Origin of the sequence: Mycobacterium kyorinense, assembly GCF_002101735.1 — a bacterium.
Lineage (GTDB): Bacteria > Actinomycetota > Actinomycetes > Mycobacteriales > Mycobacteriaceae > Mycobacterium > Mycobacterium kyorinense.
The window spans coordinates 1-25,082 of sequence record NZ_LQPE01000050.1 but is presented as its reverse complement, the minus strand read 5'-3'; the positions used below and the strand labels follow the sequence as shown (position 1 = coordinate 25,082).

General features: G+C 65.1%; 25 protein-coding genes and 1 pseudogene. 9 read left to right on the top strand and 17 right to left on the bottom strand.

Features of this window, described 5'->3' with window-relative positions; genetic code table 11:
• Positions 1–109: 109 nt before the first annotated feature.
• A pseudogene (locus AWC14_RS08055) lies at positions 110–832 on the bottom strand (transposase); the annotation flags it as partial.
• 127 nt (positions 833–959) lie between these two features.
• Between AWC14_RS08055 and AWC14_RS08050 the strand changes: the two are divergent.
• Positions 960–2,093: a transposase gene (locus AWC14_RS08050; protein ID WP_249026314.1), complete on the top strand. Its 1,134-nt coding sequence runs from the start codon at positions 960–962 to the stop codon at positions 2,091–2,093.
• A gap of 67 nt (positions 2,094–2,160) precedes the next feature.
• On the opposite strand, the gene AWC14_RS08045 is transcribed toward AWC14_RS08050, so the two are convergent.
• The 4 genes from AWC14_RS08045 to AWC14_RS08030 form a co-directional block, all read right to left on the bottom strand.
• Entirely contained in the window at positions 2,161–2,988 is an 828-nt protein-coding gene (locus tag AWC14_RS08045) for a hypothetical protein (RefSeq protein ID WP_249026313.1), read from the bottom strand.
• A 204-nt stretch (positions 2,989–3,192) separates the two neighbouring features.
• On the bottom strand, positions 3,193–5,601 hold the full coding sequence (locus AWC14_RS28065) for a hypothetical protein (protein ID WP_142281615.1): 2,409 nt from the start codon (positions 5,599–5,601) through the stop codon (positions 3,193–3,195).
• A gap of 4 nt (positions 5,602–5,605) precedes the next feature.
• Positions 5,606–6,064, bottom strand: coding sequence for a hypothetical protein (locus tag AWC14_RS28060; protein WP_142281614.1), 459 nt, complete (start codon positions 6,062–6,064; stop codon positions 5,606–5,608).
• A 217-nt stretch (positions 6,065–6,281) separates the two neighbouring features.
• Complete coding sequence (locus tag AWC14_RS08030) at positions 6,282–6,551, bottom strand: hypothetical protein (protein WP_142281613.1); 270 nt, start codon at positions 6,549–6,551, stop codon at positions 6,282–6,284.
• A 119-nt stretch (positions 6,552–6,670) separates the two neighbouring features.
• On the opposite strand from AWC14_RS08030, the gene AWC14_RS08025 reads away from it, so the two are divergent.
• Positions 6,671–7,060: a hypothetical protein gene (locus tag AWC14_RS08025; RefSeq protein WP_085241106.1), complete on the top strand. Its 390-nt coding sequence runs from the start codon at positions 6,671–6,673 to the stop codon at positions 7,058–7,060.
• 29 nt (positions 7,061–7,089) lie between these two features.
• Here AWC14_RS08025 and AWC14_RS28590 read toward each other — a convergent pair whose 3' ends face one another.
• The 4 genes from AWC14_RS28590 to AWC14_RS08010 are packed head-to-tail and all read right to left on the bottom strand — an operon-like array spanning position 7,090 to position 9,185.
• Positions 7,090–7,233, bottom strand: a complete 144-nt coding sequence (locus AWC14_RS28590) for a hypothetical protein (protein ID WP_158089874.1) — start codon at positions 7,231–7,233, stop codon at positions 7,090–7,092.
• 5 nt (positions 7,234–7,238) lie between these two features.
• Positions 7,239–7,928, bottom strand: a complete 690-nt coding sequence (locus AWC14_RS08020) for a DUF6338 family protein (protein WP_085241103.1) — start codon at positions 7,926–7,928, stop codon at positions 7,239–7,241.
• 6 nt (positions 7,929–7,934) lie between these two features.
• Positions 7,935–8,642 carry a hypothetical protein gene (locus AWC14_RS08015; protein WP_085241101.1) on the bottom strand — a complete coding sequence of 236 codons (708 nt, stop codon included), beginning with the start codon at positions 8,640–8,642 and terminating at the stop codon, positions 7,935–7,937.
• Between the two features lie 39 nt (positions 8,643–8,681).
• Complete coding sequence (locus tag AWC14_RS08010) at positions 8,682–9,185, bottom strand: helix-turn-helix domain-containing protein (RefSeq protein ID WP_142281612.1); 504 nt, start codon at positions 9,183–9,185, stop codon at positions 8,682–8,684.
• A gap of 301 nt (positions 9,186–9,486) precedes the next feature.
• On the opposite strand from AWC14_RS08010, the gene AWC14_RS08005 reads away from it, so the two are divergent.
• From AWC14_RS08005 to AWC14_RS07995, 3 genes are all read left to right on the top strand, one after another.
• Positions 9,487–9,909 carry a WhiB family transcriptional regulator gene (locus AWC14_RS08005; protein WP_158089873.1) on the top strand — a complete coding sequence of 141 codons (423 nt, stop codon included), beginning with the start codon at positions 9,487–9,489 and terminating at the stop codon, positions 9,907–9,909.
• A gap of 23 nt (positions 9,910–9,932) precedes the next feature.
• Positions 9,933–10,904, top strand: a complete 972-nt coding sequence (locus AWC14_RS08000) for an alpha/beta fold hydrolase (protein ID WP_249026312.1) — start codon at positions 9,933–9,935, stop codon at positions 10,902–10,904.
• A gap of 97 nt (positions 10,905–11,001) precedes the next feature.
• Entirely contained in the window at positions 11,002–11,577 is a 576-nt protein-coding gene (locus tag AWC14_RS07995) for a hypothetical protein (protein WP_249026311.1), read from the top strand.
• 144 nt (positions 11,578–11,721) lie between these two features.
• Here AWC14_RS07995 and AWC14_RS07990 read toward each other — a convergent pair whose 3' ends face one another.
• The 6 genes from AWC14_RS07990 to AWC14_RS07965 form a co-directional block, all read right to left on the bottom strand.
• Positions 11,722–12,063 (bottom strand): YbaB/EbfC family nucleoid-associated protein, encoded by a 342-nt coding sequence (locus tag AWC14_RS07990; protein ID WP_085241095.1) that lies wholly within the window; start codon positions 12,061–12,063, stop codon positions 11,722–11,724.
• The gene (locus AWC14_RS07985; protein ID WP_085241093.1) at positions 12,060–13,628 is read right to left on the bottom strand and encodes a PPE domain-containing protein; all 1,569 of its coding nucleotides are present in this window, start codon (positions 13,626–13,628) and stop codon (positions 12,060–12,062) included. Before AWC14_RS07985 ends, AWC14_RS07990 begins: the two co-directional genes overlap by 4 nt.
• A gap of 170 nt (positions 13,629–13,798) precedes the next feature.
• Complete coding sequence (locus tag AWC14_RS07980) at positions 13,799–14,104, bottom strand: type VII secretion target (protein ID WP_142281611.1); 306 nt, start codon at positions 14,102–14,104, stop codon at positions 13,799–13,801.
• Positions 14,105–14,182: 78 nt separating this feature from the next.
• Entirely contained in the window at positions 14,183–14,509 is a 327-nt protein-coding gene (locus tag AWC14_RS07975; protein ID WP_085241089.1) for a hypothetical protein, read from the bottom strand.
• A gap of 4 nt (positions 14,510–14,513) precedes the next feature.
• Entirely contained in the window at positions 14,514–16,028 is a 1,515-nt protein-coding gene (locus AWC14_RS07970) for a DUF4226 domain-containing protein (protein ID WP_085241087.1), read from the bottom strand.
• Positions 16,029–16,172: 144 nt separating this feature from the next.
• On the bottom strand, positions 16,173–17,108 hold the full coding sequence (locus AWC14_RS07965) for a DUF2637 domain-containing protein (RefSeq protein WP_158089872.1): 936 nt from the start codon (positions 17,106–17,108) through the stop codon (positions 16,173–16,175).
• Positions 17,109–17,743: 635 nt separating this feature from the next.
• Between AWC14_RS07965 and AWC14_RS07960 the strand changes: the two genes are divergently transcribed.
• The 4 genes from AWC14_RS07960 to AWC14_RS07945 all read left to right on the top strand — a co-directional run bounded on the left by AWC14_RS07960 (position 17,744) and on the right by AWC14_RS07945 (position 23,653).
• On the top strand, positions 17,744–18,439 hold the full coding sequence (locus AWC14_RS07960) for a WhiB family transcriptional regulator (protein ID WP_158089871.1): 696 nt from the start codon (positions 17,744–17,746) through the stop codon (positions 18,437–18,439).
• A gap of 1,529 nt (positions 18,440–19,968) precedes the next feature.
• Positions 19,969–20,250 carry a hypothetical protein gene (locus tag AWC14_RS07955; RefSeq protein ID WP_085241081.1) on the top strand — a complete coding sequence of 94 codons (282 nt, stop codon included), beginning with the start codon at positions 19,969–19,971 and terminating at the stop codon, positions 20,248–20,250.
• Between the two features lie 1,861 nt (positions 20,251–22,111).
• Positions 22,112–23,032: a ParA family protein gene (locus AWC14_RS07950; protein ID WP_085241079.1), complete on the top strand. Its 921-nt coding sequence runs from the start codon at positions 22,112–22,114 to the stop codon at positions 23,030–23,032.
• A 21-nt stretch (positions 23,033–23,053) separates the two neighbouring features.
• The gene (locus AWC14_RS07945; RefSeq protein ID WP_085241077.1) at positions 23,054–23,653 is read left to right on the top strand and encodes a hypothetical protein; all 600 of its coding nucleotides are present in this window, start codon (positions 23,054–23,056) and stop codon (positions 23,651–23,653) included.
• A gap of 104 nt (positions 23,654–23,757) precedes the next feature.
• Here AWC14_RS07945 and AWC14_RS07940 read toward each other — a convergent pair whose 3' ends face one another.
• Both AWC14_RS07940 and AWC14_RS07935 read right to left on the bottom strand, forming a co-directional pair.
• Complete coding sequence (locus tag AWC14_RS07940) at positions 23,758–24,027, bottom strand: hypothetical protein (RefSeq protein WP_085241075.1); 270 nt, start codon at positions 24,025–24,027, stop codon at positions 23,758–23,760.
• 32 nt (positions 24,028–24,059) lie between these two features.
• Positions 24,060–25,082 (bottom strand): zinc ribbon domain-containing protein (locus AWC14_RS07935; protein WP_142281610.1); only part of this gene is annotated, 1,023 nt, incomplete at its 5' end.

Genomic DNA, 25,082 nt, shown 5'->3' with positions numbered 1-25,082 from the left:
GGGTCAAGGTAATTGAGCCGTCCTCATGCTCAACAGCGGTGTAGCGGTCGTGGCGGCCGAGCTTGGTCAAGTTGAGTCGCCGCCGGCTATCAACTTCAAGCAGAATTCCAACCGGGGCGGTCATCCCGCGCCGCTTACAGTCACGCAGCAGGTCGGCCCACGACTCGGTGGACTCCCGATAGCCGTCGGTGAGCGCGACCAGTTCCTTGCGGCCGTCAGCACGCACGCCGATCATCACCAGCAGGCACAACTTGGTCTGCTCCAGACGCACCTTGAGGTGGATCCCGTCCACCCACAGGTAGACGTAGTCGGTGCCGGAGAGATCGCGGCGCCCGAACGCGGCGGCCTCGTCTTGCCACTGCGCGGTCAGGCGGGTGATCGTCGACGCCGACAGTCCGGCACCGGAGCCGAGGAATTGCTCCAGGGCCGCGGTGAAGTCGCCGCTGGACAGGCCATGCAGGTACAGCAACGGCAACACCTCGCTCATCTGCGGGGACTTGCGTGCCCACGCCGGCAGGATCGCCGAGGAAAACCGCTGCCGCTCACCGGTATCGGGGTCGACACGGCGGTCATTGACCCGCGGCGCGGTCACCTGCACCGCGCCGGACGCAGTCAGCACCTCGCGGGCCTGGTGATAGCCGTTGCACACCACCAGCCGGTGGCCATTCTCGTCGAGCTGGTCGGCGAACTGCTCCACATACGCGGACACCTCGGCCCGCAGCGCCGCAGCCAGCATCTGCCGGGCACCATCACGGACGATCTCATCGAGCAACGACCGATGACCGGCCGCCTTGTCGTTGGCCTCCGCGGCATCGTGAACTACGGTGAGCAAGGGCGTACCTTCCCGACCAGCGCGCCAACGCCGGTCTTGATCAGAACCACTGGACTTTCAGATCATCCTCGGGAAGGTGCGCCCACTTTCACGCCCCTCACCAAGGCTCATCCACAAGTTCTGATCATTGCTCGCCGGGCGGCTGGTCGGGTTGCAGTGGCGGGCCGGGTTGATCATCGCGATCGCCGCGCCCGCCCAGACGGGTCGCCGCGGTAAGGAACAGCAGGCCGAGATCGCCGAGATCGAGGCGCTGATCGCGGCAGGCAAGGTGCTGTCCACCCGGATCGTGCGCACCGTGATCAACGGCCGCGACACCTACCGCATGCAACTGGTCTGCGACGGACACCCCACCCGGCGGCGCCCGGTCGGGGAAGGTCGGGTCTCCTTCGATCTCGGCCCGAGCCAGATCGCGGTAGCGGTGCGCGGTGTCGACGGCAGCTGGTCGGGTTGGGTGGAGCCGCTGGCCGATGCCATCCGGTTGGACACGATGCGCTTGCGCCGCACCCAGCGCCATCTGGACCGCCAACACCGGGCCGGCTCCCCGGACTGCTTCAACCGTGATGGTAGCCACACGACAGGCCGCTGTGTGTGGCAGCGGTCGAGCGCTGCGCAGCAGACCACGATCCGGGTGGCTGAATTGCATCGCCGCCTGGCGGAGCACCGCAAGACCCTGCACGCCGGACTGTCCAACAGGTTGCTGGCGCACGGAGCCGATATCGCGTGCGAGCGACTGAACTACGTCGCGTGGCAGAAGAACTTCCCGCGCAGCGTGCGCGACCGGGCACCGGGGTTGCTGGTGGAGGTGATGCGCCGCAAGGCTGAAAGCGCCGGCGGTGGTGGTCGTCTCTACGAGTACAGCCCATACACCACTGCCCTGTCGCAAACCTGCCTGTGCGGGGCGAAAAAGAAGAAGCCGCTCTCCCAACGGGTGCACCGCTGCGGGTGCGGCATCAAAGAAGACCGGGACCTGTTTTCGGCTTTCCTGGGACTGCATGTCCGCCAGGAGGCCGATGGTCTCGACCGGCTGGATCTGGAATCAGCCAACCATGGTTGGCTGATCCACCATCACGACGTTGATGGGCGTCGAGCTCCGGCCGCAGCAGCACCTAAGCGGCGAGGCCGCATGCATCCGCCCTCGCGGAGGTCAGTGGCGCGTATCAAAGCCCGGCGTAAAGCCAAAACCATGATGCGACAGAGCCGCTCGACGCGAACCTTCCCTGCTGGTGAGCCCACGGCGCTACCCGCCCAACAAGCGGCATAGCGAGACAGCACACCACCACAAGGAATCCGCGCATCTTCAATGCGCGGAGGACGTCAACAGCTCGACGTTAGTGGCCGCCGCCGCCGCTGTGCGGGTACGTCGCCGGCGGCAGCGAACCACCACCGGGCTGGTAGGTGCTGGGAAGAAGATCCTTGTGCCACAGGTAAATTCCTGAGCCCGGCAAGTATTCCTCCCACCCGTAAGGGGGCAGGTCTCCATGCCACCCACGCGGGTAGATCTTGGCGCCCGGGAAATCTGACTGTGGCACCCAAACCCCGCTATTGGGGGCCAATTCGACATACGGGTCAGGGTTGCCGTGCTGGTCGACCTTCGTCGACGGCCCCAAGGCGCCCGGCTGCAACTCCTGATAGTTGGGTATCTCGTCAGACGGTATGAAGTAGTGCGGGACCTTGTCCGGATCTTGTGTCCGGTCGTACACATCCACCCACCGTGGACCGTCCCGATAATTCGGGGGCCCGAACTGGCCAGGACCCGCGATATAGGGCTGGTGTTTCTGGCCTGGCTTGAGCTTCGGTGTATCCAGCGGCACTGCCGCGGCATCCTTTTGCCCGCCGGCTAACGTGCGATAGCCCGCCGACGCCTCACGCAGCTGCGCCGACACCGCCTGATTCGCCGTGCGCGTCTCCTCCAACTGGCTTTGCATCGCCTGCAAGTGCTGATCCATCGTCGCGACGACCAACTGCGCACCCGACGCCGTATTACCCAGCGGCCCAACTGAACTCGCGAACGCTCGCGCCTGCTCTAAAATCGCGCCCGAACCGGTGCGGCCCTGCTGGGCGATCACACTGCCCTGGCTGGCCGCCTGCTCAAGCTGCACATCCAGCCCGCCGGCGGTGACCTGGGAACGTTGATACCCGGCGCTGGCTGTCGACACTCCGGTGCCTAGCGCGCTTGCCCCGGCCGGCACCGGTGCCGTTCCACTCGGTGCACCGCCGCCTGTCAGCTGCCCTGCACCACCATCGGCGGGATACAGCTCATGAGCACGGGTGAGCAGCCGATCCACGCCAGCTAGAAACTCCGCAACACTCACCGGCTCAAGCTAACCGATCCACGCCGGCCGCCGCCACGGCCGACCCGCTTAAGCAATTGCCATGTCCTTCAACGGGGCCCGGATTCCGGCAACCCACGCCGCATACACCACGTTCAAAAGGTCGCCGCCGAACTGCTCCCAACACAACAACGCTTCCATCCGCCGGCACCGAATAAACTCCCGGCAATAACTGACTACCTGATCGGCATTCTCCACACCGTTGAGGCCGGGCCGCTGCGCCCCCGTAAGGGCCTGGGCGATCTCATACTCGGCACCCAACGCCGCCCACTCCTGCGCTTTTGGCCAACGCTGAGCGACCAAAGCGGTCGCCACCGACTGCGCCACCGGCGACAACTCATCAGCGACCACACCAAATGCCAACTGCCGGGTCAATTCTCGGCAATACGCCCGCAGAACATCCTCGTCGACGGCCTTCAAATCCGTGTACAGCGCTCGATCGACCGTCGCCAATCGGTGCGTACGCGACAACCCCAACTCGTTAGCTGGATTATCCGTTGCCGAGCTCGGCGGCACACCGGTCGCGACCTCACTCACCGCAGGGTGGTCGGCCAGATACTCCGACTCCCACGCCCACGTGGTGGCCACCGCACTAACGGTGTCCCCGAATTCGCGGGCGGCCCGCACCGCTTTCTCTGCCGGATTCACCCAACCCATCCAGCGGGCATCAAAGACGTCGTCCAATCCTGCGGCAACCGGCATTGTCTTTCGTAGGAACACACCGGGCGGGATATACGTCGCACCATCATTCGTCGCGATCCAGTAGGTCGTCGTCCCCGATGCGTTATGGCCTACCGCGACAGCCCAATCAAGGCCTGGATCGGTCACCGTGGCAGCGCCCGCTAACTCAGCCACCGCCATTTTGGCTTGCTCGAGATCGGACTCGGCTTCGCGTCGCGACACCGGCTCGGGGTCCCGACGGCCCGACACCGGCATCAAACCCGCGCCAGCCCCGGCCGCCGACGACGCAGACGCCGGCGGCCCCCCAGCCTCAGCCACCGCTGAAGCAGGCACACCCGCACCGGCCCCAGCACCCGCGCCTGGCGCGGCCGCCGCGGGCGGCAATACCGAACCGTACGGCGTCATACCTTCACCACCACCACCACCACCACCAGCAGCGGCGGCACTGCTACCCGAGCCCGAGACCGCAGCCGGCGTGGCGGGCGCGGCCACCGCGGCCGCCGGCGCCGCGGCACTCGGCGCGGACTCCAGTGGAGCCAGCAACGGCGTCATGGTTGCTTGCGGCACAGAAGGAACGACACCGGCAGCCGAAGCACCAGCCGCCAAGCCCTGCCCGAAACTCATGCCTAACGATGGCAACGGCGGCGGAGCCTGAAAACCCCCGCCCAGGCCCGCGGCAGGCGACATGAACCCGCCACCGCCAGGAAACCCGCCGAAGCCGCTCATCAAGCCTTGCAGACCACCCAACGGCAGCCCGCCACCGCCGCCCGACCCCAAACCAGACAAGCTCGGCAAACTCGGCAACCCACCACCCGCCGCACCAAGCAAAGAGGTCAACGGATTATGGGTCGGAACAGTTGGCGCGTCGGACCACGCTGGTGACAAGGGCGATCGCGGTCCGCCTGGCAACGCTGGTTTGCCCGCCCCGTCGGACCACAGATTCGATTTCACACCGTCCGAGCCGGTACTTTGGCTGGTCGGACCAGGTAGGGGCCCGTTGGGGTCCGAGCCATCCGACCAGGCATCAGAGGCGGTCCCGTTGCCGGCAGCCTTTGCGTGTGGGCCGCCTGAGCCGTTTTCGCCGCCGCTTTCTGGGAATTTACTCGTGAAGTGAGTGGTGTATTCGGTTGCGTAGCCTTGCAGCTCCGAGGAATAGCCTTGGATGGCGGTTCTGTGGGTTGTGAGGATGACGGCCACCTGCGCGAGCGAGTGCCCGGAGCCGCTGCGTAGAAATTGTTCAATCTCCTTGTGGGCGTTCGTGTTTTCCTTGTACATGTCGCGTTTAGTCCGCGCCACGTCTTGGGAGGCACTAGTCGCCAAAGAGGAGCCGGCCCTGCTTATTTCAGCATGGCGGTATTTGATGGATGCTAGTTCAAGATACGCCGCCCGGGCCGCGTCTGCGCCCTCGCCCACCCACAGGCCGCCATCTATGACCTTGAATGTGTAGCTGCGAATGTCGTCGCCTTCGTTTTCTTGGGCCTGCGCATTCTTACTGAGTTTCTCAGCTTTTGATGCGAGTTCGGTTTCCGAATCCACCGGCCACACGAACGGTTGGAACAGAAACGTGACGAACTGACCTTGCGGCACAGGGTGATCGCCGCCACCAACATGTGGTAAGGATGGCGCCTGCATCTTCTGGATCGCGTTCGACGTGTCTAGCAGCTTCAGTAGCTTCGCCGCTTGACTGTTGTTTCGCTCCGCCACCCACCCCGGAATATCCCCACCATCACCAGTTGACGCCAGAGCCGCCATCAGCACCTACCTACCTCGGCAAGCCGCACACGTCCAGCAACCTCTCGATTGCCTCATTGCGCAAGTCGGTTAAGCGATTACCTTCGCTAGCAGGGATATTGCCCATTGCGGCTGTGGTCTGGTCCAAGGTTGTGCTGATGTACTTGCGGGATGCATTGGCGACCTCAGACGGTACCGCAGGGCTCAGTGCATTCTGCACGGCTGCAGCGCTATTGACTGCGCGCAACACCACTGGCACGTTGAGATTTCCCTCCACACGAAGGCCGCCCTGACCCTCTTGTCCGCGCACGGACACATCGAAGATGTGGCACAGATTGTCCTTGGCCGCGCTGATCTCTTCGGCACTGAATTGAGTTGCAGGCGTGGTCGTTTTCGATGTCGGCGACGATGAAACTGTTGGGGCAGATCGGTTTTCGTTTGCTAGCCATAGCAAGGTTGTGGCGGACCCGACCGCCGCTGACACCGCCACAGCGAGCAGGGTAGCTGCGACCGCCCGCGGCTTTACAGTTCGGCGGGGCCGCCTAGGCGACGCCGGGTGCGGGGGCACGGGCCACTGCGGCCCCGCCTGTGGCGGCGGCAGCGTTTGAGGCTGTTGCGGCGGAATCGTTTGCGAAGGTGGCCCAGGCAACGTCGCTGACGGCGACCCCTGCTTAGACCATGGTGAAGGCTCCATGCCTCTGCTCCTTCTACGCTGTCAGCACGCTGGCGTTCGCGTCTTCGGCGGTTTGCACGGTCGCGATGCTGAATTGGCGTGTCGCCGCGTTCGTTGTGCTCCGTGCGGTGGCAGCAGCCTGCTGAGCTGCATCCGTAGCATCCATCGCCCCCACCAACGCCATCATGTAGCCGCCGGGACGCAAGGCTTGGCCGGTTGCGCTGTGCTGGGCGGCTCCTGCCTCGTCTGCGTTCGCCAGGTTCGACTCCGTCTGCGCGATGTCTATCGCGAATTTCGATGCCATGCTCGGCATCTTACCGGTGTCCGACGGCTCACACATCGTCTCACCAGCACCAATCACGCTTTGAACCAGAGCCTCGCCACCAACCGCGGGAGGCGAGCTGAGGCGGTAGTCTGCTCGGTATGCCTGGCGACGACCTGGAAGCCCGCGTCTCAGAACTGGAGCAGAAAGTCGAACACTTATCCGGTCGGGTCACGGCGAGCGAGCAGGACGCGGCCGCCGCCCGGGTCCTTGCCGGCGCGGCCGATCGCGACGTGAGCGCGATCCAGGGCGAGCTGCGCGACTTCCGGCAGGCCACCGCCAGCGGTTTCAATGCCATGCGCCAAGACTTCGTCGACCTACGCGAAGACTTCGTCGACCTACGCGAAGACTTCGTCGATCTGCGCCAGCACGTCGACGAAGGGTTTGCACGCGTAGATCAGGGCTTCACCGAAATGCGCGGCAAACTCGATGCCACCGCCGCTGGCCAACAGCGCATCGCAGAGCTGATCCAAACGCTCATTGACCAGTAGTAGCACGCGCGCGGCGCTGGGAAAGCCGTTTACGACTGCTTGCGCGGTTTACGTAGTCCTTCAGGCACAGGCGGAACGCCTTTGGCCGGTTTGGGGCCTGCCGGGTAGCCGCCCTTTTTCTCGATGCCGTCGTCGTGCGGAACCGCTGTTTCAATGCGTTGTTCCTTGCCCACCGCGTTCACCCTCCTATATCGCTCAGATCAACAAATTCTACGTACTCGATCTCTGACCAGCGGATCAGCAATCCGACACCGAGGTAGGCCGGGTCGCCGTTGTCGTCGTAGGCGACCGCGCCCTCCGCTGAGACGACGATCTGTTCGGCGATGTAGAGTTCCTGGTCTTCGCCGTACGCGCTGGCATACGCCGGCCTGTACCAGATCCCGGCTTTCCACTCCCCGCCCTTTAACTTCAGGGTGATGTATCCGGTCCGGTCTGTCGAGAAGAGGCGATCCCAGGCTCGCGGCTCAGGGTCCGTCCCAGATATGAAGGCCAGCGTGCGTTTCACCGCGTTCTTCGGCCACCCGATCACCCGGCGAGAGCTCGGCTTCCAATCGCGGGAGTCTTCCATCCAAACGCCAACCAGGTACGGGATGGTGATGTATGCCGCGATCGCGGCCCACCACGTCCAAGGCAGCTCGTCGGGCGCTGTCGCGCCGGTCAAGACGACGTGGCGGTAGGCATAGTAGGTCGCTGGTGCCAATAGCGCCTGAAATGCTGCCGACGTCGCCAGGAAACGAAAGATCAGGGTTGCGGCATCCGTTTTTCGCCAGGCCCAACTTGCGCCGTGGCTTTCCCGCGCAAGCGTGTAAACCGCGCCTGGAAGAACCGCGATTATCGCTACAAGCAGCGCTTGAAAAGTGGTGACCATTTCGCCTTAGCTCAGGAGGGCCAGACGCGGGTCATTTACCCAGGCGTCACCCAGGATGCCGTAGGCGCTCCAAAGGCTCAGCGCGGGGGCGGCAGGCCCGGTTAACCGCACCGGATAGGTCGAGTTAAACCCCATCGTCAGCGTCCACTGCTGCAGGTCAGGATGGAACTCGTTGCAGTCGCCGAACCAGAAACTGAGTTGCCCGTGCTTGGTGGTACTGCAGATCAGGCGCTCTGTCGTCACGATGACAGGGCAGTCCTCTTGGTCTCGCCACTGCACTGCCGCGGCGCGTTGCGCGCTCGTTTTGCGACGGCGGTTGATGACGCCTTGAACAGCCAGGGCGCCGAACATCACGGCCGGTCGGCCGGCCACAATCAGCGGCAGCGGCGAATACCGGGCACTGGACCCGTGATAGCGGCTATAGCTGATATTCGTGCTCAGCAGGGCAGACTCACCGGCAGCCAGCACCGGCCCGTACACGTTAACCGGGGCCGGCGGATACCCCGCCCGCAACGCCGCCGCACAAGTGCGGCTGTAGTGCCACCACTGCTCGTAATCAGACCCGGGCTGCCAGGCCGGCCACGCCGACGCCTGACTGCCTTGCTGCCTGCGCGCAGAACACGACGACGGGCTGGCCGTGGTCGCCGGCGCCGACTTGCTGTAGCGCACGGGCAGGTTCGTGTTCGGCCGCGGCATTCCCGGAATGTTGGCCATATCGGCAGCGTAAACGCCGCTGCTGACACCCGGCCACGGTCAACACTGTTGGAGTTCGGCCAAAATACGGATCGCCTCAGCGCGCTCTGCCTCCCCCAGCCAAGGCAACATCCAAATCAGCGCTTCCTCGGTCTCGCGTGAGGCCGCAGCGACCTCCTCCTGCATGGCCTCGCGGACCGCCTCGGGCATCTCGTCACGGTGTTCCATAAACGCTTGGCGCATCTTGATCAGCCGCTGCACGACCGCAAAACGCTGCGCAGCAACCACTTGCGCATCACGCGAGTCCGCCACCGGCGGACCGGCGACCTTGGCTTTGGGGCGCGGTGCCTGCCCATTCAATACCGCGTCCACGCTGCCGGGCTCCCACTCGATGGCCCGCTCCAAAGCCTGACGCAAGCGCTTACTCAACCGTCCCGAACGGTTATTTTCCACCGCGGTCAACGTGGCGACCGACGGGCCGCCGCGTTGGGCGACATCGACCTGGGTCAGATGCAGCTCCTCACGACGACGAGCGACTTCACGGCCCAGCCGTTCCCAGGACATGGCCGTAATCTTGCCTGACTCACTCCCAAGTTGGGTCACACAGGCCCCCAAAACTCTTAAATTCGTGGTCGGCGCCGGCCGCCGATCTTCAATCGCCACCCACGCATCCGAGCACCGTTTGACCCATCTGAGCTGCGGAGACGACACACCAGCGGCGCTTACCAAGGCTCACGCGCGCCGTACCGCCGCGCAGAAACTCCAAAATTAGGAGCATAACTCCTAGAAAATCTGCTAAATTAGCAGCCATTCGTGATTCACTGCGATGTGTGACGACACCCGCCGCCGAGAAAGGACCCGTGCCATGACCACCGCCCCACAACCCCCATCCAAGACACTGGCCCGCCCGGAATCGTCGTTCCAAACCCGCCGCGACGTGCGGGTCTTCGCCACCACTCACGAAGTGGCGTGCCGACAAGATCCCGAACTGTTCTTTGAACCCCGCAAACGCCGGCGCGCCATCAACCTCTGCGCGCAATGCCCGTTTAGGGGCCGCTGCGGCTACAACGCCGTGGTCACCGGAGCCACCCACGGCATCTGGGGCGGAATCATGCTGCCCGGCCACTTCCCCGAAGCCCTCAAGCCGCTCTACGCAGCCTTAGCCAAACAATTCGAGCAGCGCCGCCTCATCGAGGTCGGCGACATCCCCGTAGCACCCCCGTCTCCCCCCAGCGACAACCTCAACGACGACACCCCCGCCCCGCGCGCCGCCGGCGCCGCGGCCTGACTGCAAGGCGAGGTGTAAGTCGCGTGACCACCAACGACCACTCACTTGCAATGACCACTCGGCGACGACACCAGATAGTGCTGGCACGCGATGGCGTCAGACTCGCCGTCACCGATTCCAGGCCCGCCCGGCCGGCCGCCGCCACGGTGATGTTCTGCCACGGCTGGTGCTTGTCGCAGGCATCGTGGGGCCACCAAATCTGTTCACTGGAGCGGATTTACGGCGCAGACGTGCGAGTGATCGCCTTCGATCACCGCGGGCATGGCCAATCGGCGCCGGGGCCCGCCCCCAGTTACCGGCCCGAGCAGCTCGCCGACGATCTTGCGCAAGTCTTAGCGACCCTCGACGTCCGTGGACCACTCCTGCTCGTGGGCCACTCGCTCGGGGCGATGGTGCTGCTGGCGTATCTGGCCCGACCCGCTCTCGACCGCCCGATAGACCCCGATGGCCTGGTCTTGGTGGCCACTGCGGCCGGACAGATCGCCCAGCGCGGCCTGGGCCGCTTGCTGGCCACACCCGGAATCGAGACCCTATGCAGAGCCGGCGAACACGCCCCACAGCGGGCCCTGCGCGCGCTCGCCGCCCCGGTGTGCGCCGCTTTGAGCCGCCGGATCGGCTGCGGCCCGTCACAGCGCGCAACAGTGGCAAGCGTCGTCGCCGCCGCGGTGACGACCACCGCGCTGGGATTCGTCACCGGTTTACGCAGCTTTGACGCCTACCGCGTCCTGAGCACGATCCAAGCGCGCACCGTCATCATCACCGGCGAGGCCGACGTCATCACCCCACCTGAGCATTCCCGCGATTTGGCGGCCGGTATCGCTGGCGCACAGCTGATTTCGCTGCCCGGCGTGGGCCACATGGTGCCGCAGCAGGCCCCCGGTGTGATCGTCGACGCGATCGCATCGCTGATCAACACCGCCCGCGCCAACTCGACTGTCGACGCACTGGCGGGCAGCCTCGCCGACACACCTGCGGTGGCTTGTGCTGCCGTCTAGCGACTGATCGGCGACAGGCCCGACCTGGTCGCGCAAACCGCGGCAGCGAGCAGCGCCTGTAAGTCAACGAAACATCAACCAACACCAGGACAAACGCATGACCAACACGCGGGCCCAGCGCGAAGCTGACATCGCCGCCGACGTCATGCTGACCCACACCAACGGCGCCGGCGCGCACCCGTGTCGACGCCACATCTACGTTGCTTCGTCATGGCGCAATCGCCTGCACCGTCGAGTGGTTCATGTTCTACGCGCACACGGGCACGACGTGTACGACTTCAAGCACCCCAACACATCGACGGACCGCGGGTTTCGTTGGGAGGACGTCTTTCTCACCCACGACAACCCTGCCGACGACGATCCATCGCCCCCGGATCTTGCTAGCGCCGCCGAGTACCTGAATGCGTTAACGCATCCTGCGGCCGATCTGGGATTCCGGCGAGATTTCGACGCCATGCTCGCCGCGGATACCTTCGTGCTCGTCCTGCCGTGCGGGCGGTCCGCACACCTCGAGCTCGGCTGGGCCGTGGGAGCAGGCAAACGCACCGCGATCCTCCTGGATGATCCTTGCACTCCCGAACTCATGTACAAGATGGTCGATCAGGTAGCTACCGGCCTCGACGATCTGCTTGGCTGGCTGGCCGCGCTCCCGTCGTGCGAAGTCCAGCGATGACCGGCACGCGCCCACACTTGTTGGCCGGCGCGCCGCTTCGTGCTCTCCACAACCCGCCCAACAGGCGGCATAGCGAGACAGCACACCACCACAAGGAATCCGCGCATTTTCAATGCGCGGAGGACGTCAAGATTCATCGATTTGCTAGTAGTCGTCGGCTAGGGCTGGAAGCTCGTGCCAGGAGCTTTCAGGCCCCCAGTAGCGTGTCATCGCGGTCATGATGGCCTCGTTGAGCTGGGCGTGGCCGTCGAGCAGTACGTCGGTGATCATGTCTTCAAGCTCAATGTGGGTGTGGTCGGCCAGCGCGGTGGGCGCGATCACCAAATCCTGCAGAAAGCCGTCACGGTCGAACGTGGCCTCGATTTCATGGTTTGCGGACTCGGCTACTGCTTTGGGTTCAATAGCATTCATCTCAGCGACAAGGGCATGGGTGACGCGCAGGCCCTGCTGGATCGCCTCAACCCGGTCCTTATCCGACATCATCATGATTCTTTTTCTTTCTTGCGTTCGCGGCCCTCGCGCCGGTTTTTGACCGGTTCACTGTTGGGTGGTGCGACCACTTTCAATTTGCGGTCACGGTAAAGCTCTTTGACGTCTGGGCCTGACCCGCGGCCGCCGCCGGCCCCCATCGGCGGGGCCATCATCGGCCCCATCCCCATCCCGGTGGCCGGCGCCGGCTCCGCGGGTGCCGCGGCGGCTGCCGGGGCGGCCGCGGCCGGCGTGGGCGCCACATCCGGTGGGGCCGCCATCGGCTCGGCTCCCCCAGCGGGCTCCATCTCCCCGCCGCCACCGCCATCACCGCCGCCGCCCACGTCCGGAGTCGACGGTTCACCACCGGACGCCAGCTCCGCCGGCGGCTCCTCAGACGGCGACGACTGCTCACCCTCCTGCGGCTTGTCACCGCCTTGCGGATGCTGGCCCAACTCGTTCATCAGCGGCCCCGCCGCCTGCCCCATGCTCTGCACCGCCTTCTGGCCCGCACCTGCCAAGCCGCCCAGCGCCCCGCCTAAGCCGCCCACCACTCCACCGATCAGACCGGGAATCACTTGCGGCATCAGCGATCCCGCCGTATCGGGCAGGGCATCAACGAGCGGGTCGGCGGCCGCGGCAGGATCTGTAGCGCCGACCGGGAAGGTTGCACCCGGGCTCAGATCCTGACCGACACCGTTGCCCGCCTGCACCGGATCCACCGGGGCACTGCCGGGTGTGGGGGCCGGCGGCTTGAGCGTATTGATTTTGCCGTCACCCGGGGTTGTCGTCGTCCCCGCATCCGAGGAATCCGGCAGCAGCCCCGGCGGCGGGGTCGGCAGCTGCGGGGAGGGCATCGCCTCGGCTGCGGTGTAGCCGGAAAACCCCGTCGTCGACGCCTGATAAAGCTGACTTACTTTGACTTGGGCGTGAACTACCGCCGCCCGCTGGCGGCCGCCGCTTCGCGCATTGGCCGCCACAGCGTTCTGTAACTCCCGTTCACCGGCCACCACGTCCTGATACGACGGGATAGTCGCCGTGGCCTGGGTGAAGTTCTGCACGTGGGCCTGGGCTTCACTGGCCAGCCCGCGCACATAGTCGGCGTGGCTGCGATACCAGCTCTGCAGCTCGCGCATTTTCGCCGTAGCCGCATCAGCACTCGAACTCTGCCAGCCCTCGTCGGCCGCTGAGATCGCCGAACCCATCTGATCGGCGGCGTCGTCGAGTTCGCGGGCTTCGCGGTGCAAACTGGCTTCGGCTGCTTGCCAGGTCTGCTTGCCGACCCCGCCGCGGCCGGTCTCGATCAGCCGGGCGATGTCGCGTGGGCTTTCGGGAACCTCGCCAGGTGCCGCCCCCGATAGCGGCGCTGCACCCGACGTGGAGGCCAGCCCCGCAAGGCTTGACAGGCCGCTCACGGCGTCGGCCGCGTCCTCGGCGCCCCCGACCCCTGCACCACCGCCACCTAGCAGCGCCGCCGATGCGTCTTCTTGCCGGTCATACGCCTCGGCCGCGGCGGACAGCTTCACCCCGTAATGGGCGGCCACAGCATTGGCAGCAGCGGCGTACTGGCGGGCCAGCGCCATGCGCGCCCCAAACCGGGTGCTGGCAGCGCCGGAAACCACATCGCTGGCGCACGGACGGACCTGCGCAGAACCCGGCGTAGCGGTTGCGGCGGCCGACCCCGCACGGCTAGCTGCCGCGCGGACCGCCGACGAATCCACCCGTAACGAGTCCGACACCGAACAGCCCCCGGCTACGACGACAACGTTTGCTGGCTTTGAGCCTCAGTCTGCTCATACATCGCCACGTTCGACCGAATATGGCCCGCTACACCCTCGCAGAACCGCCCAAGGGCGTGGCCTGCCTCAGTGCGGGCGTGCAACGCCTCGGTCAAAGCGTCACGAACCTCCCACCCGATCACCCCGAACCGCCTACCGGCGCTGGCCAGCGCCTCAGGGCTCGCCGTCAGATGCTCCCGGATGCGCGGGGCTTCGTTGTCCCACCACCGTGCGTGCTCACGCCACTGCTCGGCATCGACCGTTACCGCGTCTCCGCTCATCACTACCTCCTGCGCTCTGAACAGCCTGTTTGCTAACCGTAACAACAGTGCGGGTCGCCCCGCATCGGTCAACAGTCCTCAAAAATCGATGGTGCGGCGGTAGTCATCGACATCGCTGGGCGCCGGCCAGCCCGGCGTCGGCGGCAACATGACCCCGCTTTCGGCCATGTGGCTCAGCCGCTTTTCGGAGCGGGCACGCATCAACGCCAGCCGGTGCAACCGCATGATCCGATCGGCCAGGATGTCGGCCGACCACGACCGCACCTCCGGTTCGAGCTGAACCCGCAGCTCGCTACCGGTGTAGTCGACTTCCACCATCACCGCGCCATCTGCGGAGCACTCCATCACCACCGGACCGCTGACGTATTGCCCGTCCACCACCGCTGCCCCCAATTCCTGCGCCACAGCATCACCCGCCGGTCGCCGTCAACACCGGGGACCCGGGGACGCCCGGCGAACCGGGCGCAGCCGCGGCTGCGGGCGGGGCTCCAGCAACCGCAGCCGGGTCCAACCAGCCCAGGAAATCTGCGGTCGGCAGCGCGCTTTGTGGTTGCGGTTGGCCATCAAGCCAAATCTTGCCATTACCGACATACATCACCGGGTCACGACTCTTGTACTGGGCGATCTCTCCTGGCACCAAATGGCTCGGATCCCCAGGTGTGGTGACCGGGGTGCCCGGCGGAGGAAGCTGCACGCCGTTCTGCTTCCAGGCATCAGCCACCGATGCTCCACTCATCACCGCGCGGACCGAGCCCGCGTGCTGCGGGGTCGTCGCTGTGACCGGGCTGCCATCGGGCATCTGCACCACCAGGCTGGGGTTGCCGGCTGCGCTCGCCGGGGCCGCCGCCGGCGCCGCGGGCTGTTGCCCCGGCCGCGGCTGGTCCTGATCTGCCTGCCCAGCAGGATTGCTTTGCGTTGTCGACCCCACGCTGTTGGGATCGCCGCCCTGGGTCTGCCCCCCGCCGCTGTGTTCGCCGCTGTCGACGAAGTCAGATTTAGGGTGATCGCCCGCGTGGTCGTCGTGGTCAGAGAACCCGTCGCTACCACCGCCGCGGCCGGCCAACCCATCACCCAAAGCTCCCAGCGCACCAGCAGGCAATGACGCACCGGCGCCGCCCAACGATCCGGGCAACGCGCCCAGCGCCGACAATGCCGGACCCAACATCGACGACAACGGATCGGCGCCGCCCAAGCCGCCCAGCCCGCCTAACCCCGCGAAAGGATCTGCCAGCCCCGCGCCCGCTCCCCCGGCGCCCGGGTCAGTCCCGGCACTGCCACCGGCCGCACCGCCGCTCTGGTCGGAACCTCCGCCGCTTTGGTCAGAACCGCCGCCACCGCTACCGCTTTGATCCCCACCCTGACCGCCGGCGTGATCCTTCGTCGAATCCGGGCCAGGAATCGTTTTGCGGTACTCATCGCCAAGCGCTGACAGCAACTCGGCTTGCTTCCTACTGTCCACCTTCGCACCATCGAGAATCTGCTCGATCTTGCCGAGCTGCTGATCCAGATATTGGTTGAAATACGACAGCGATTGCGGGTCACGAGCTTTAAACGGATCGCTCACCAATTGCTGCTGGGCTGCCTTGATGCCGTCGACAATTCCTTGAACCTGCGAGCGAGCCTGGTCATTGGAAGCGAAAATGTCCTTAAGGAGCCCGCTGACCTTGTCATCGGTAGCGCTTACCGCCCCGCTGGTCTGCTGATAGTTGCTGCCGGCCTGATCAGCACCGGCCTGAATGCCACTCGGCCCGCCCGGCGCAGGGGGCGGCGCAGGAGCCAGCGGAGCACCGTCAGGCCCGACAGCGCTGGTCACCACCCTGGGCGCAGGCCAATTCGGCGGGTCCTGGCTATATTCCTCGTCGTCGACGCCGAACAGCCCCAAAATGTCGTCGAACAAATCACCCAACGCGTCAAACAGGCCCATAACCCATCCTCATAATCGAGCTTTCGTCGCTGATCACTGCGCAAAACGCTACCGGCGACAACCGTCCCCCCGCGACGTCCAACTCAAGGCAAATAATGCGATCCAAGACTTGAACAACGCCATGGCCTGCGGATCATTGCGCGGCTATCCGATAGCGGCGCTTGACTGCTCGGCGCCCGCCGCGCCCAGCACCACCGCGGCAGCATCGCGGATCTTGCCTACCGTGCCGTGATGCAGCCCCACCTCGCGCTTCGCCCCGATTGCGCGCAGCGACAGCGCCGGCCGGCGCTCGTACAAATACCACAACACACCCGCGATCTTTTCGGTCGGCACGGTCAGGCAATGGCCTTCCTCATGCAGCTTGGCCGCAGCCGCTTCCCAGCGGTCCATGCGCTGCGCGGCCAGCTCCAGGGCGCGCTCACGCAACTGCGAGCGGGCATCCGGTGGCGGCACCGGATTGAACCGCCACAGCGTTCCCAGAATATGGGTGGTAGCCAACAAGGCTACCGGCGGCACACACGCCAAACCCGCAGAGCCCCACCGCATCCAGGCAACCAGACGAGCCGTGAAAAGCCACGCGTGCAAGGCGTTACCGCCCACGCTCACCGCCGCCGCAGCAGTAAGGACCGCCCAAAAGAAAGCCCGGTTGCGCAGCTGGTCGCGATACGGCGCCAACGCCACAATGCCCAACGTCGCCAAAACGATGATCCCATCAATGATCAACGGCAACAGCCACGATGACCACCCAGGCCAGGCCGACGCCGCCGCCAACTGTCGAAGCGACGTAAACGACAGTACGAAGCTGACAGTCGCAATAGCGACCGTCAGCCACACCGCCGCCCGGCGACTTCTGCGAACAAGAAGCAAAGTGCGCAGGCCCTCGTCGGCGACGGCGCCATAGTGCGACAACGACTCTGCTTCAGCAACCGAGCGCAGCCGCCCTTGACTGGATTGGTCTGTGCGCGGCCCCGGGGTCGGTCCGCCGCGCGCTGAGGCTGCCGATTCACCCAGCTGATAGGGCACACCACCAGACGGGGCCGCGACCTCAGCGCCGTTACGGCGGCTATCGACGATCGTCACGAGGTGTCCCCTTCGTTGAATAAAGCAGGGGCCCAACGCATTAGCCCCAACCAAGCGCGCCACCAAAGAACTGACTGAGCGCGGCGGTATCCGGCCGCTTATGCCCGAACCTACAAGGCTGCTAAGCCGCTACGCATCAGGCGACCGCCGGAAATTTTTTTACGTCGGGTGCGGCGCAACAGTAGAAGCGGGCCTTAACCTAGGCCCCATGGGCCTGGCGTACTGCTATCAGCGCCCCCAGGCGCCACCAGCGCTGCGCGGGTGGCAGTACACCAACCCACTAACAGCCCGAAGCCCCGCTTTAACCCACAGGAGACGACGGTAATGCCAACCCCAGACCCATAGTGCGCGGAAAACCGCGCGGCGTGTCGCCGAGATATCACAGTCCACGCGTGTCACTGTGGTCCCACACGTCCGCGACTTAGCGCCGGAGAGGAGACCGCAAGAAAGCCCCCAGGCACGCGAAACACGTTGACCCGCAAAGTCAGCAACGAATAACTGCACATTGGGCCAAACGCAGAAATCCCCGCCGAAGCGGGGACAACTGTGAACTGGAGACACCAACTCCAGTCATTGGCTTCCGAAACCAGAAACCAAGCCTTCACCGGGCTGGTTTCACGATAGAGGACACCTTCGTGAACCACAAGCGCGACATTGCCCCGCCTCCTTGCCTGCAGCACCCCGGCGACTGGTTCGACCCCACACGGCGGGCCCTCACCCGCCAGCAATGCCTGAAATGCCCGAACCGCGCCCAGTGCAGCCAAGACGCGCTACGCAACCGGCCCGCCTACGGCATGTGGGCCGGCGTGTGGATCAACGACGACTTCAACGCCAAACAACACCTGCTGCGCGCACACGCCCAGCCCATCAGCCCAACGGCCAAACACCCTGAGCCGCAGACTATCTCGCGGCCCGTCGGCCTCATCCCTGTACATCAACGCACCGCCCGGCGAAGCAAAGTCGGAAAACTCATCACTGCAACCCCGCTACCGCCGATCGCCGCACAGATCACCGCCCGGGCCAGCGGCCACTGCGAAATCATGGCGCCGGCCTGCACCTACCAGCAGGGCGCCATCTTCTCCCGCCGGCGCACGGCCACCCGGCAGGGACCGCTCGGCAGCCCCGCCGACGCCATCGCCGCCTGCCACAACTGCATCGAACTCATCGAACACACCGACCTACCCACCGCCCTAGACCTCGGCTACATCGTCGATCCGCGCACCACCACCAGCACCGCCCCCAAGCTCTGGCGCCAACACCGCTGGGTCTACCTCGACACCCAGGGCCGAATTCACGACGTCACCGACGCCTCGATCGCCCGAAGCGCCTAACCGTGGCTACCCCTGTCCCGGCCGGCCGTCCGCCGACCCAGCTGTTGCGTGGAAAACGCTGGCGCCTCTGCTTGCCGCCCCACCTCGTCCGCCACCTGAAGCAACCGAGGTTGCCACACCTCCCCGAAAGGCCAGGCACGCCGCCAAAAGCGCCGCGTTACACCACCATCCGCGTCCGTGTCGACGTCGCCATCGCTTTAGAGGAGCGTGCCGGCACGGCGGGCTCGCCGACGTCTCGCAACAACGGCGAGACGATCCGCACACGCCTGCATATCACGACACCGCGCCCGCGAATGGAGGTAAAGCCGCTGGCCATGTTGACCACGTGCTGATCCCCAGCACGACTCAAACCGAATACATCTGACCGGGCGATAGCACCGCCAAAAGCTCAAAGCCCCCCGGAGCGCAACCGGAGGGCTCTGATGAGGCGCTAAATCGCCTCTTCCCCGAAGGGAATTGCTTTGACAGGCAGCTCCCACGGTAGTGCATGTCTGCGTTTTCCACCAGAACTGCCGCACCGTGTCATACCCAAAAGCGGTCAACGACCGATCGGCTCTTCGCGGCAACGCCCTCGCCGCGGCAAAGCCTACGTCCAGCGGCGCCGCCGGCGCGCGCAGCGCAACCAACCCCGCTCGGTTGCGCTGCTGGCCCGCCACCCCGCACGTGAGGATCCTAAGCAGCTTGCGCTGATCGCTGACTACGCGACCAACTGCGTCTTCGACGAATTCCTGGCCCTCGCGCCCGGCGGTGACGCATACGCCGCGGTCCCCTTATGGACGGGCGCACAACGTTGGGCCCGCGTCGCAGTCCCGGTCGCCTACGCCACCCACTACGAACGCCTGCGCCGCGAGATGCCCTATGACGCCGTATCTCTCAAGACACTTGTCAAGGTTGCCGACGCCCGTGCCCGGTTCGCCGACGGGCGCACCGGCCGCCACTGTCGCCCCACCAACGCGACGCTGGCGGCACTCGCCCGGGTCGACGCCCGAACGGTGCGCCGTGCCACCCGCATGCTCGCCGCGATGGACTGTGCAACCGAAATCTTGAGGGGCCGGCAGCGCACGAAACGTGAACGCCTGGCCACCTGGCGGATGGGTAGCCGGGCGCGCGGCTGGGCTTCGGTGTGGGCGCTGCACCCGCCGCGTCCGTTTGTGGATAACTCACGTGATCGAAATGGGTTGTGGCGCTGCGTTGACCGCGAATTGTCCACCCATCCCCGTAGGGGGTCCTTATCAGTTGAAAACAGCTCTGTTGGTGAACAATTACCTACCGACAGACATGTGCATAACCCCAACACGGCGGGCCACGGCCCGCCAAAACAAGGCGGCGCTACGCGCCACCCCGCCCATACACCAAAACCGAGACCGAAACGATACGCTGCCGCCGACGAGGCCGGCCGGCTGCTGGCCCTTCGTTGGCTCGCTGACGGACAAACACCGTCCTGGGCAGGTCGACACACTCCCCGGGGCTGGGCGCGGCTGTTAGCAGGTCCTGCAGCTCACGGTTGGACTGCGCACGATCTCAATTCGATGATCCATGAGTGGGCCGCAATCAGCGGTAACTACCTACCAGAATCGCCGTACCGACCCATCGGCCTACTTGGCGCCATCCTGCGCTGGCACGGCAACCTGCAAGCACCGCCAGGGGCCGCCGAACGGGCCCGCGATGCCGAACGCGCCGCGGTGCGCGCCGCCGTCGACGCTTGCCCCGTCTGCGACGCCTCCGGCTGGATCGAACTCGCCGACGGCCTGCACCGGTGCCGCCGCCACCTCAATTTCGGAGCCGACCAGCGATTCACCGACAACGCCTGAGCCAGTCGACGTGCGGAAACGCGCTCAGCGCCCCGTACGCCGCCAAACGGCCTGCGGCATGGGGCAGTTACCGCGAGAGGGGGTTACAGCCCGGCGGCGAGCCGCCAGGACGGGATTTTCACGGCCCGGCCCGCAAGCCAGCGCGTGCCCGCCTGTAAATGCCCAGGTCAGATAGGCGACCTGCTTCCGCGGCTCAATGCCGTCCCGCAACAGCAGCCGGCGACCTTGCAGTAGCTGAACCGGCCGTGGCGCCCCGTGCTCCGCCGAACTTTGAGGACACCGGTCACGCCTAGTGATCTGTGAGCTTGCCCCCCAGTCGCTTCGGCACTGCGGCCCACCAAAGCGCGCATCTCGGGAGCTGGCACCCGTGATCCGGACCTCCCCACTCGGCAAGCCGACGGGATCGATCACCGAAGCCCTTCTCCCCCACGCGCAGGCACCACCCACGCCGCCACAAGTGACCCCGGCGTCAATGCAGTCCGCCCCCGTCGGCGACCCCACCCTTGGTCCTGGACCGGTTGGGACATACAAAAATGGGGTCGTCGGCGCTTGTTCCTCACGGCCTTAACCTTCACAGACCGCGTCCGAATCAGGGCCGGTACGTCGCACTAGAGGTCTAACCAACGCGCCCGGCAGGGGGAGAATTCTAACGGCTCCTACCCCTTGGCCGGGCTGCAAATATCTCCGTCTGCGGGCAGGTTGACGACAACTTTGAAACGACCGGAAAACCGAAGCCGCGGTTCAACCAACATCTCGTCCGACATATTGCGGGGCTCCTAGCGGCGGCCACGATATTCGGATTCGGTAAGAACCCGGCGAGCTTTGAGAGAGCGGCCTTGGGCAGCTGGTAGGCGGGCGCGAGCCCAAGGGTTTGCGCCGAGCTGGACCGGGGTGCCCAGCCGTCGCGGCTGCATCCCGATAACCAGGACGTAGCGCAACGCGGCCACCTTGGGTCGACGATCCCCTGCTGCCTGGTCGGCTGTACCCCGAACGGCAAGGGCTTTCAGTTCCGAAATGGGCGTGAGGGCATCCGTCATCCCTGTTACATCGACACGACTCAGCACCGACTTCACGCCCAGGAGTCGGCCGCTGCAGGGCTTAAGGTGGAAGATGTGAAACCACCTTCTAACCAGGTGAAGGCCTGTGAAATGAGGCCGCGCACGCCCAGTGGAATGTGCGTCGACACCCCCTACGTAAGTTCACGACCGCACCACGAGAGCAAACGGCTTGCCACGTGGCTGCTCACGCGCTGTGTAACGCGGGTCACCAGACGTGACGCCACGCTCCCGGCACCGCCCATTGTAGTGGAATGTGCAATACGTGTTCTTGCGTGGCGTTACATACCCGTGCACCCGCGCGTCCGATTGTGCCTGTTACAGGGCGGTTTAAGTTACATGCTCCGCCCACTCGCAACGTGCTACGCAAATAGGCTGGTCAAGGGCGATGCTAAGCGCATGACGATCCACATTCTAATGCACATTGGCATGCGAATGACCAGGCAATCTGCGCCGCACATTCGTATACACACTGGCAGCCGCTTGTCATCGATATGTGTTGTACAACTGCAAGTGTGTGCCGTCATGCACGGTATAGATGGATGTGCCAACCCACGGGATACGCACTATGACACGTGTCGGGCCAACACCGTGCGCAGTGATGAACACCCGTGCCTGCACAGACTCCATTCCGCACACATGTTGAATCACCTGTCCAGTCAGGACCAGAGGGGCATTAAGAGTGGTAGTACCAGGCGCATCTTCAGACACATCGACCCTAACGTCGGCAGCCCAGTGTAAAAGTTAGATAACACACACCGTTTCAAGGTGGTTTATCATGCGCATCGCCACGTACATTAGCCAGCATGACAGCGCCCTCAGGCCCGCCGAAAATCTTGATCGGAAACCAGAAAGGCGGCGTAGGCAAATCGTCCATCGTGGCCAACGTCGCCGTCGCTGTGGCCCGCCGCAATCGACGAGTCGCCGTTTTCGACGTTGACCAGCAAGGCAACCTCACCACCGAGGACCTCGGAGTACCCCTTGACCAGTGGGACAAAGGCCGCCACCTAGCCTCAGTAATGCAGTACGGCGGCGATCTAAAACCCTACCGAGACGTTCGCCCGAACCTCGACGTCATCATGGGTGGGCCGAGCCTAGGTCTGGTATCGACGTCCGCCGAACGCGCCGCCGATGCAGGGATAGACATCGCCGACAACTTCCGTCGCGCTGTCCATGAACTTTGCGAGCGAGAACAGTACGACATCGTCTTCGTCGACTCCGGTCACGGCGATGTGACGCTCCTGTTAGCCCTGCTCCAGGTATGTTCGCACCTCGTCGTGCCGGCCCGCGAAGACTCCGGATCCATGCGCGGCGTCGAGCAACTAGCCACCAGCTATCTGCGTGCGAAACGACACGGTTCGCCCATCAACCTGCTTGGAGTCGTTTTGTTCGAGGTCAACCCCCGCGCCACTACCCGCAACAAAGTCATTACCAACCGTGTACGTGACATGCTCGAAGGATCGAACGCGGAGCCTTTCACTGCCGCCATCCGCCACGCGCCTGGGCCTGCGTTAGCAGCCCGAGAATGCCATCTGACGGCTCAAGAACTCGTTAACGCTGCCAGCGAGCACACGTCCGAGCTATTGCCCGCCCTACGCGAAGGACGCAACGACGACGTGCCGGTGCTGAGGGCCCGCGACCCCGTGCCGCTGGCGAACGACTACCAGAACCTCACGCGAGAGATTCTGCAGCGGGTATTCAGCGCGCCCGTACCCGCAGGCGCGTAAACGAAGAAGGAGTTTATCCCGATGGCAACCAAGGGCGTATTTACCGAAAAACTCGAAGATATCGACGACCTCATGCCGCCGCCCATCTCGCGGTCCGCTCCGGAGGTCCCACAGCCGTCGGCTGTGCCCGACGAGTATGACGACACCGAGGAGGACCACGCAGCGTCCGCGACGCCGACCGAAAGTGGGGGAGGGGAGACGTCCGGCGTGATCACACCGCCGCGGCGGCGCCGCGCCGCAACAAGCGTTCCGACCGCCGAAGTCGCCCCTCAGATCCACCGCCTTTTGCGCCGGTTGACAACCAAAGAAAAAAGCCGCGACCCGATCACTGCCCGGACATATGCGCAGGTCGTGCTCGACGCGATCGAAGCGCACCAGGACCAACTAGCGGCTCACTGGCGACGTGAGGGCGCGGTTCCCGCCGGTGACGGCCTGTTCTCGCGTCGTCCAGCCGCGCCGGCGCGCAGACGCCGCCACCCCGAACCGCCCGCCCGCGTCCCGCTTACCGGGCTCAACGCCGCCGATGCTCACGTGCTCGACGACCTCGTGATCCGGTGGGACGCTCCCTCGCGCAGCGCCCTCGTCGAGCAGGCGCTAAAGCTCTACCTGAACGTCGACTAAGTCGGTTCGACACTGCACGGGAAGAACTGACGCCGCATCCGGGCCGGGGGAGGGGAGATGGGCACAGAAACCGCGGATCTCAGGTCCTCTACTTAGCTCGAGCCTCAGGTGGTTAATCCGCCCGCGTGCCCGGGCGTGATTTGTTGTGTGATGGTGTCGCCGTACTGCTCAATCACGGTTTGCAGCATCTCGATCGTGGTGTGTGCCCGGCTGACCGCCTGCTGATATCCTTCAGCGCCCTCGTGGAACTGCTCGGCCGCGCTGCGATAGCCCTCGGCGGCCACGCGATAGCCCTCAACGCCCTGGTCCACATGCATGCGGGCGGCCAACATGTCGGCAATCATCGACTGGCTTTCCTGCAACGCTTCCCGCAAGAGGGCCGGTCTAAGAGTTGACCCGTATTGGGTCATGCAGCGCCAATCAGCTTGGGGGCTGGTTGTTTTCGGCTGGGCCCGCGACGTCCAAGCTTTTGGCTTGGTCTGTTCGGGGGTGGGTCGAGTGCTGCTTGCTCAGCAGAGGCCACCCGGTGGTGGCTGCCGGTCCTGGCCGGTCCGTCAACGGGTGTTGGCGGTGGCTGGTGCCGGTTGACTGAGCCCTCCCACTCTTGCTGGGAGGCCAGCCACGCCCGCAGGGCGTGGGCAAGCTTGTAGTCGACCCGCGCGGTGCGCGGATCATCGGGATCGGTGAGCTCGACGCAGGCCGCTAGCATCGCCGAGGTGACGTCGCGGTCGGCGTGCAATCCGCATTCGGGGCAGTGATGGGTGCGCTGCGCCAAGGTCTTCGGAACACGATTACCGCATAAGCAGTGCTGGGAAAGTGCGGTGGTGCGAGTACCGGCACGATACAGTGTGCCGCCGGCGGATTCGCATTCGCGTTTGAGGGCGGCCACCAGCATGCCGGGGCTAAACACGGCAATCCGCTTGCCCCACAGGCGCGCCCAGGTCGAGATTCTGCAGTCCTCCACGGTGATGGCGTTGCCGTGGGCTGCAACGATCCGCGCGGCAACCTGGTCGGCGCGGGCTTGTTTGGCCTGACTGGCGCTGCGCGACTCGGCGGCGTGATCGCGGCGGGTGCGCTGAAAGCGCTGCGAGAGTGTGTCGTGGCGGTAGGCGCGCAGCGGCACCCCATCAGCGCGAGCCGCCCTTGGCCCGCCCGGGTTGGTGATCTGTTTGGCCACTAACCCGGCCGCGGCGCGACGCTGCGCCCGCTTGTGCTGTCGCTGCGACGGTCGGTACTGGTCGGGGTTGGTGTTACGCCGCGACCGATCCAACGCCTTCTGCCGGGCCCGGGCTTTCGTGGCCGCCCGCGCCGCGGCCTTCTGCTGTTGTGGTGTGCAGTCGATCTGATCGATGACCAGCCGATCGGGCTGATCAGCGGGAAACGACGCCACCGCCAGGTTGGACACGTTGGCATCCACCCCGGCCCGCCG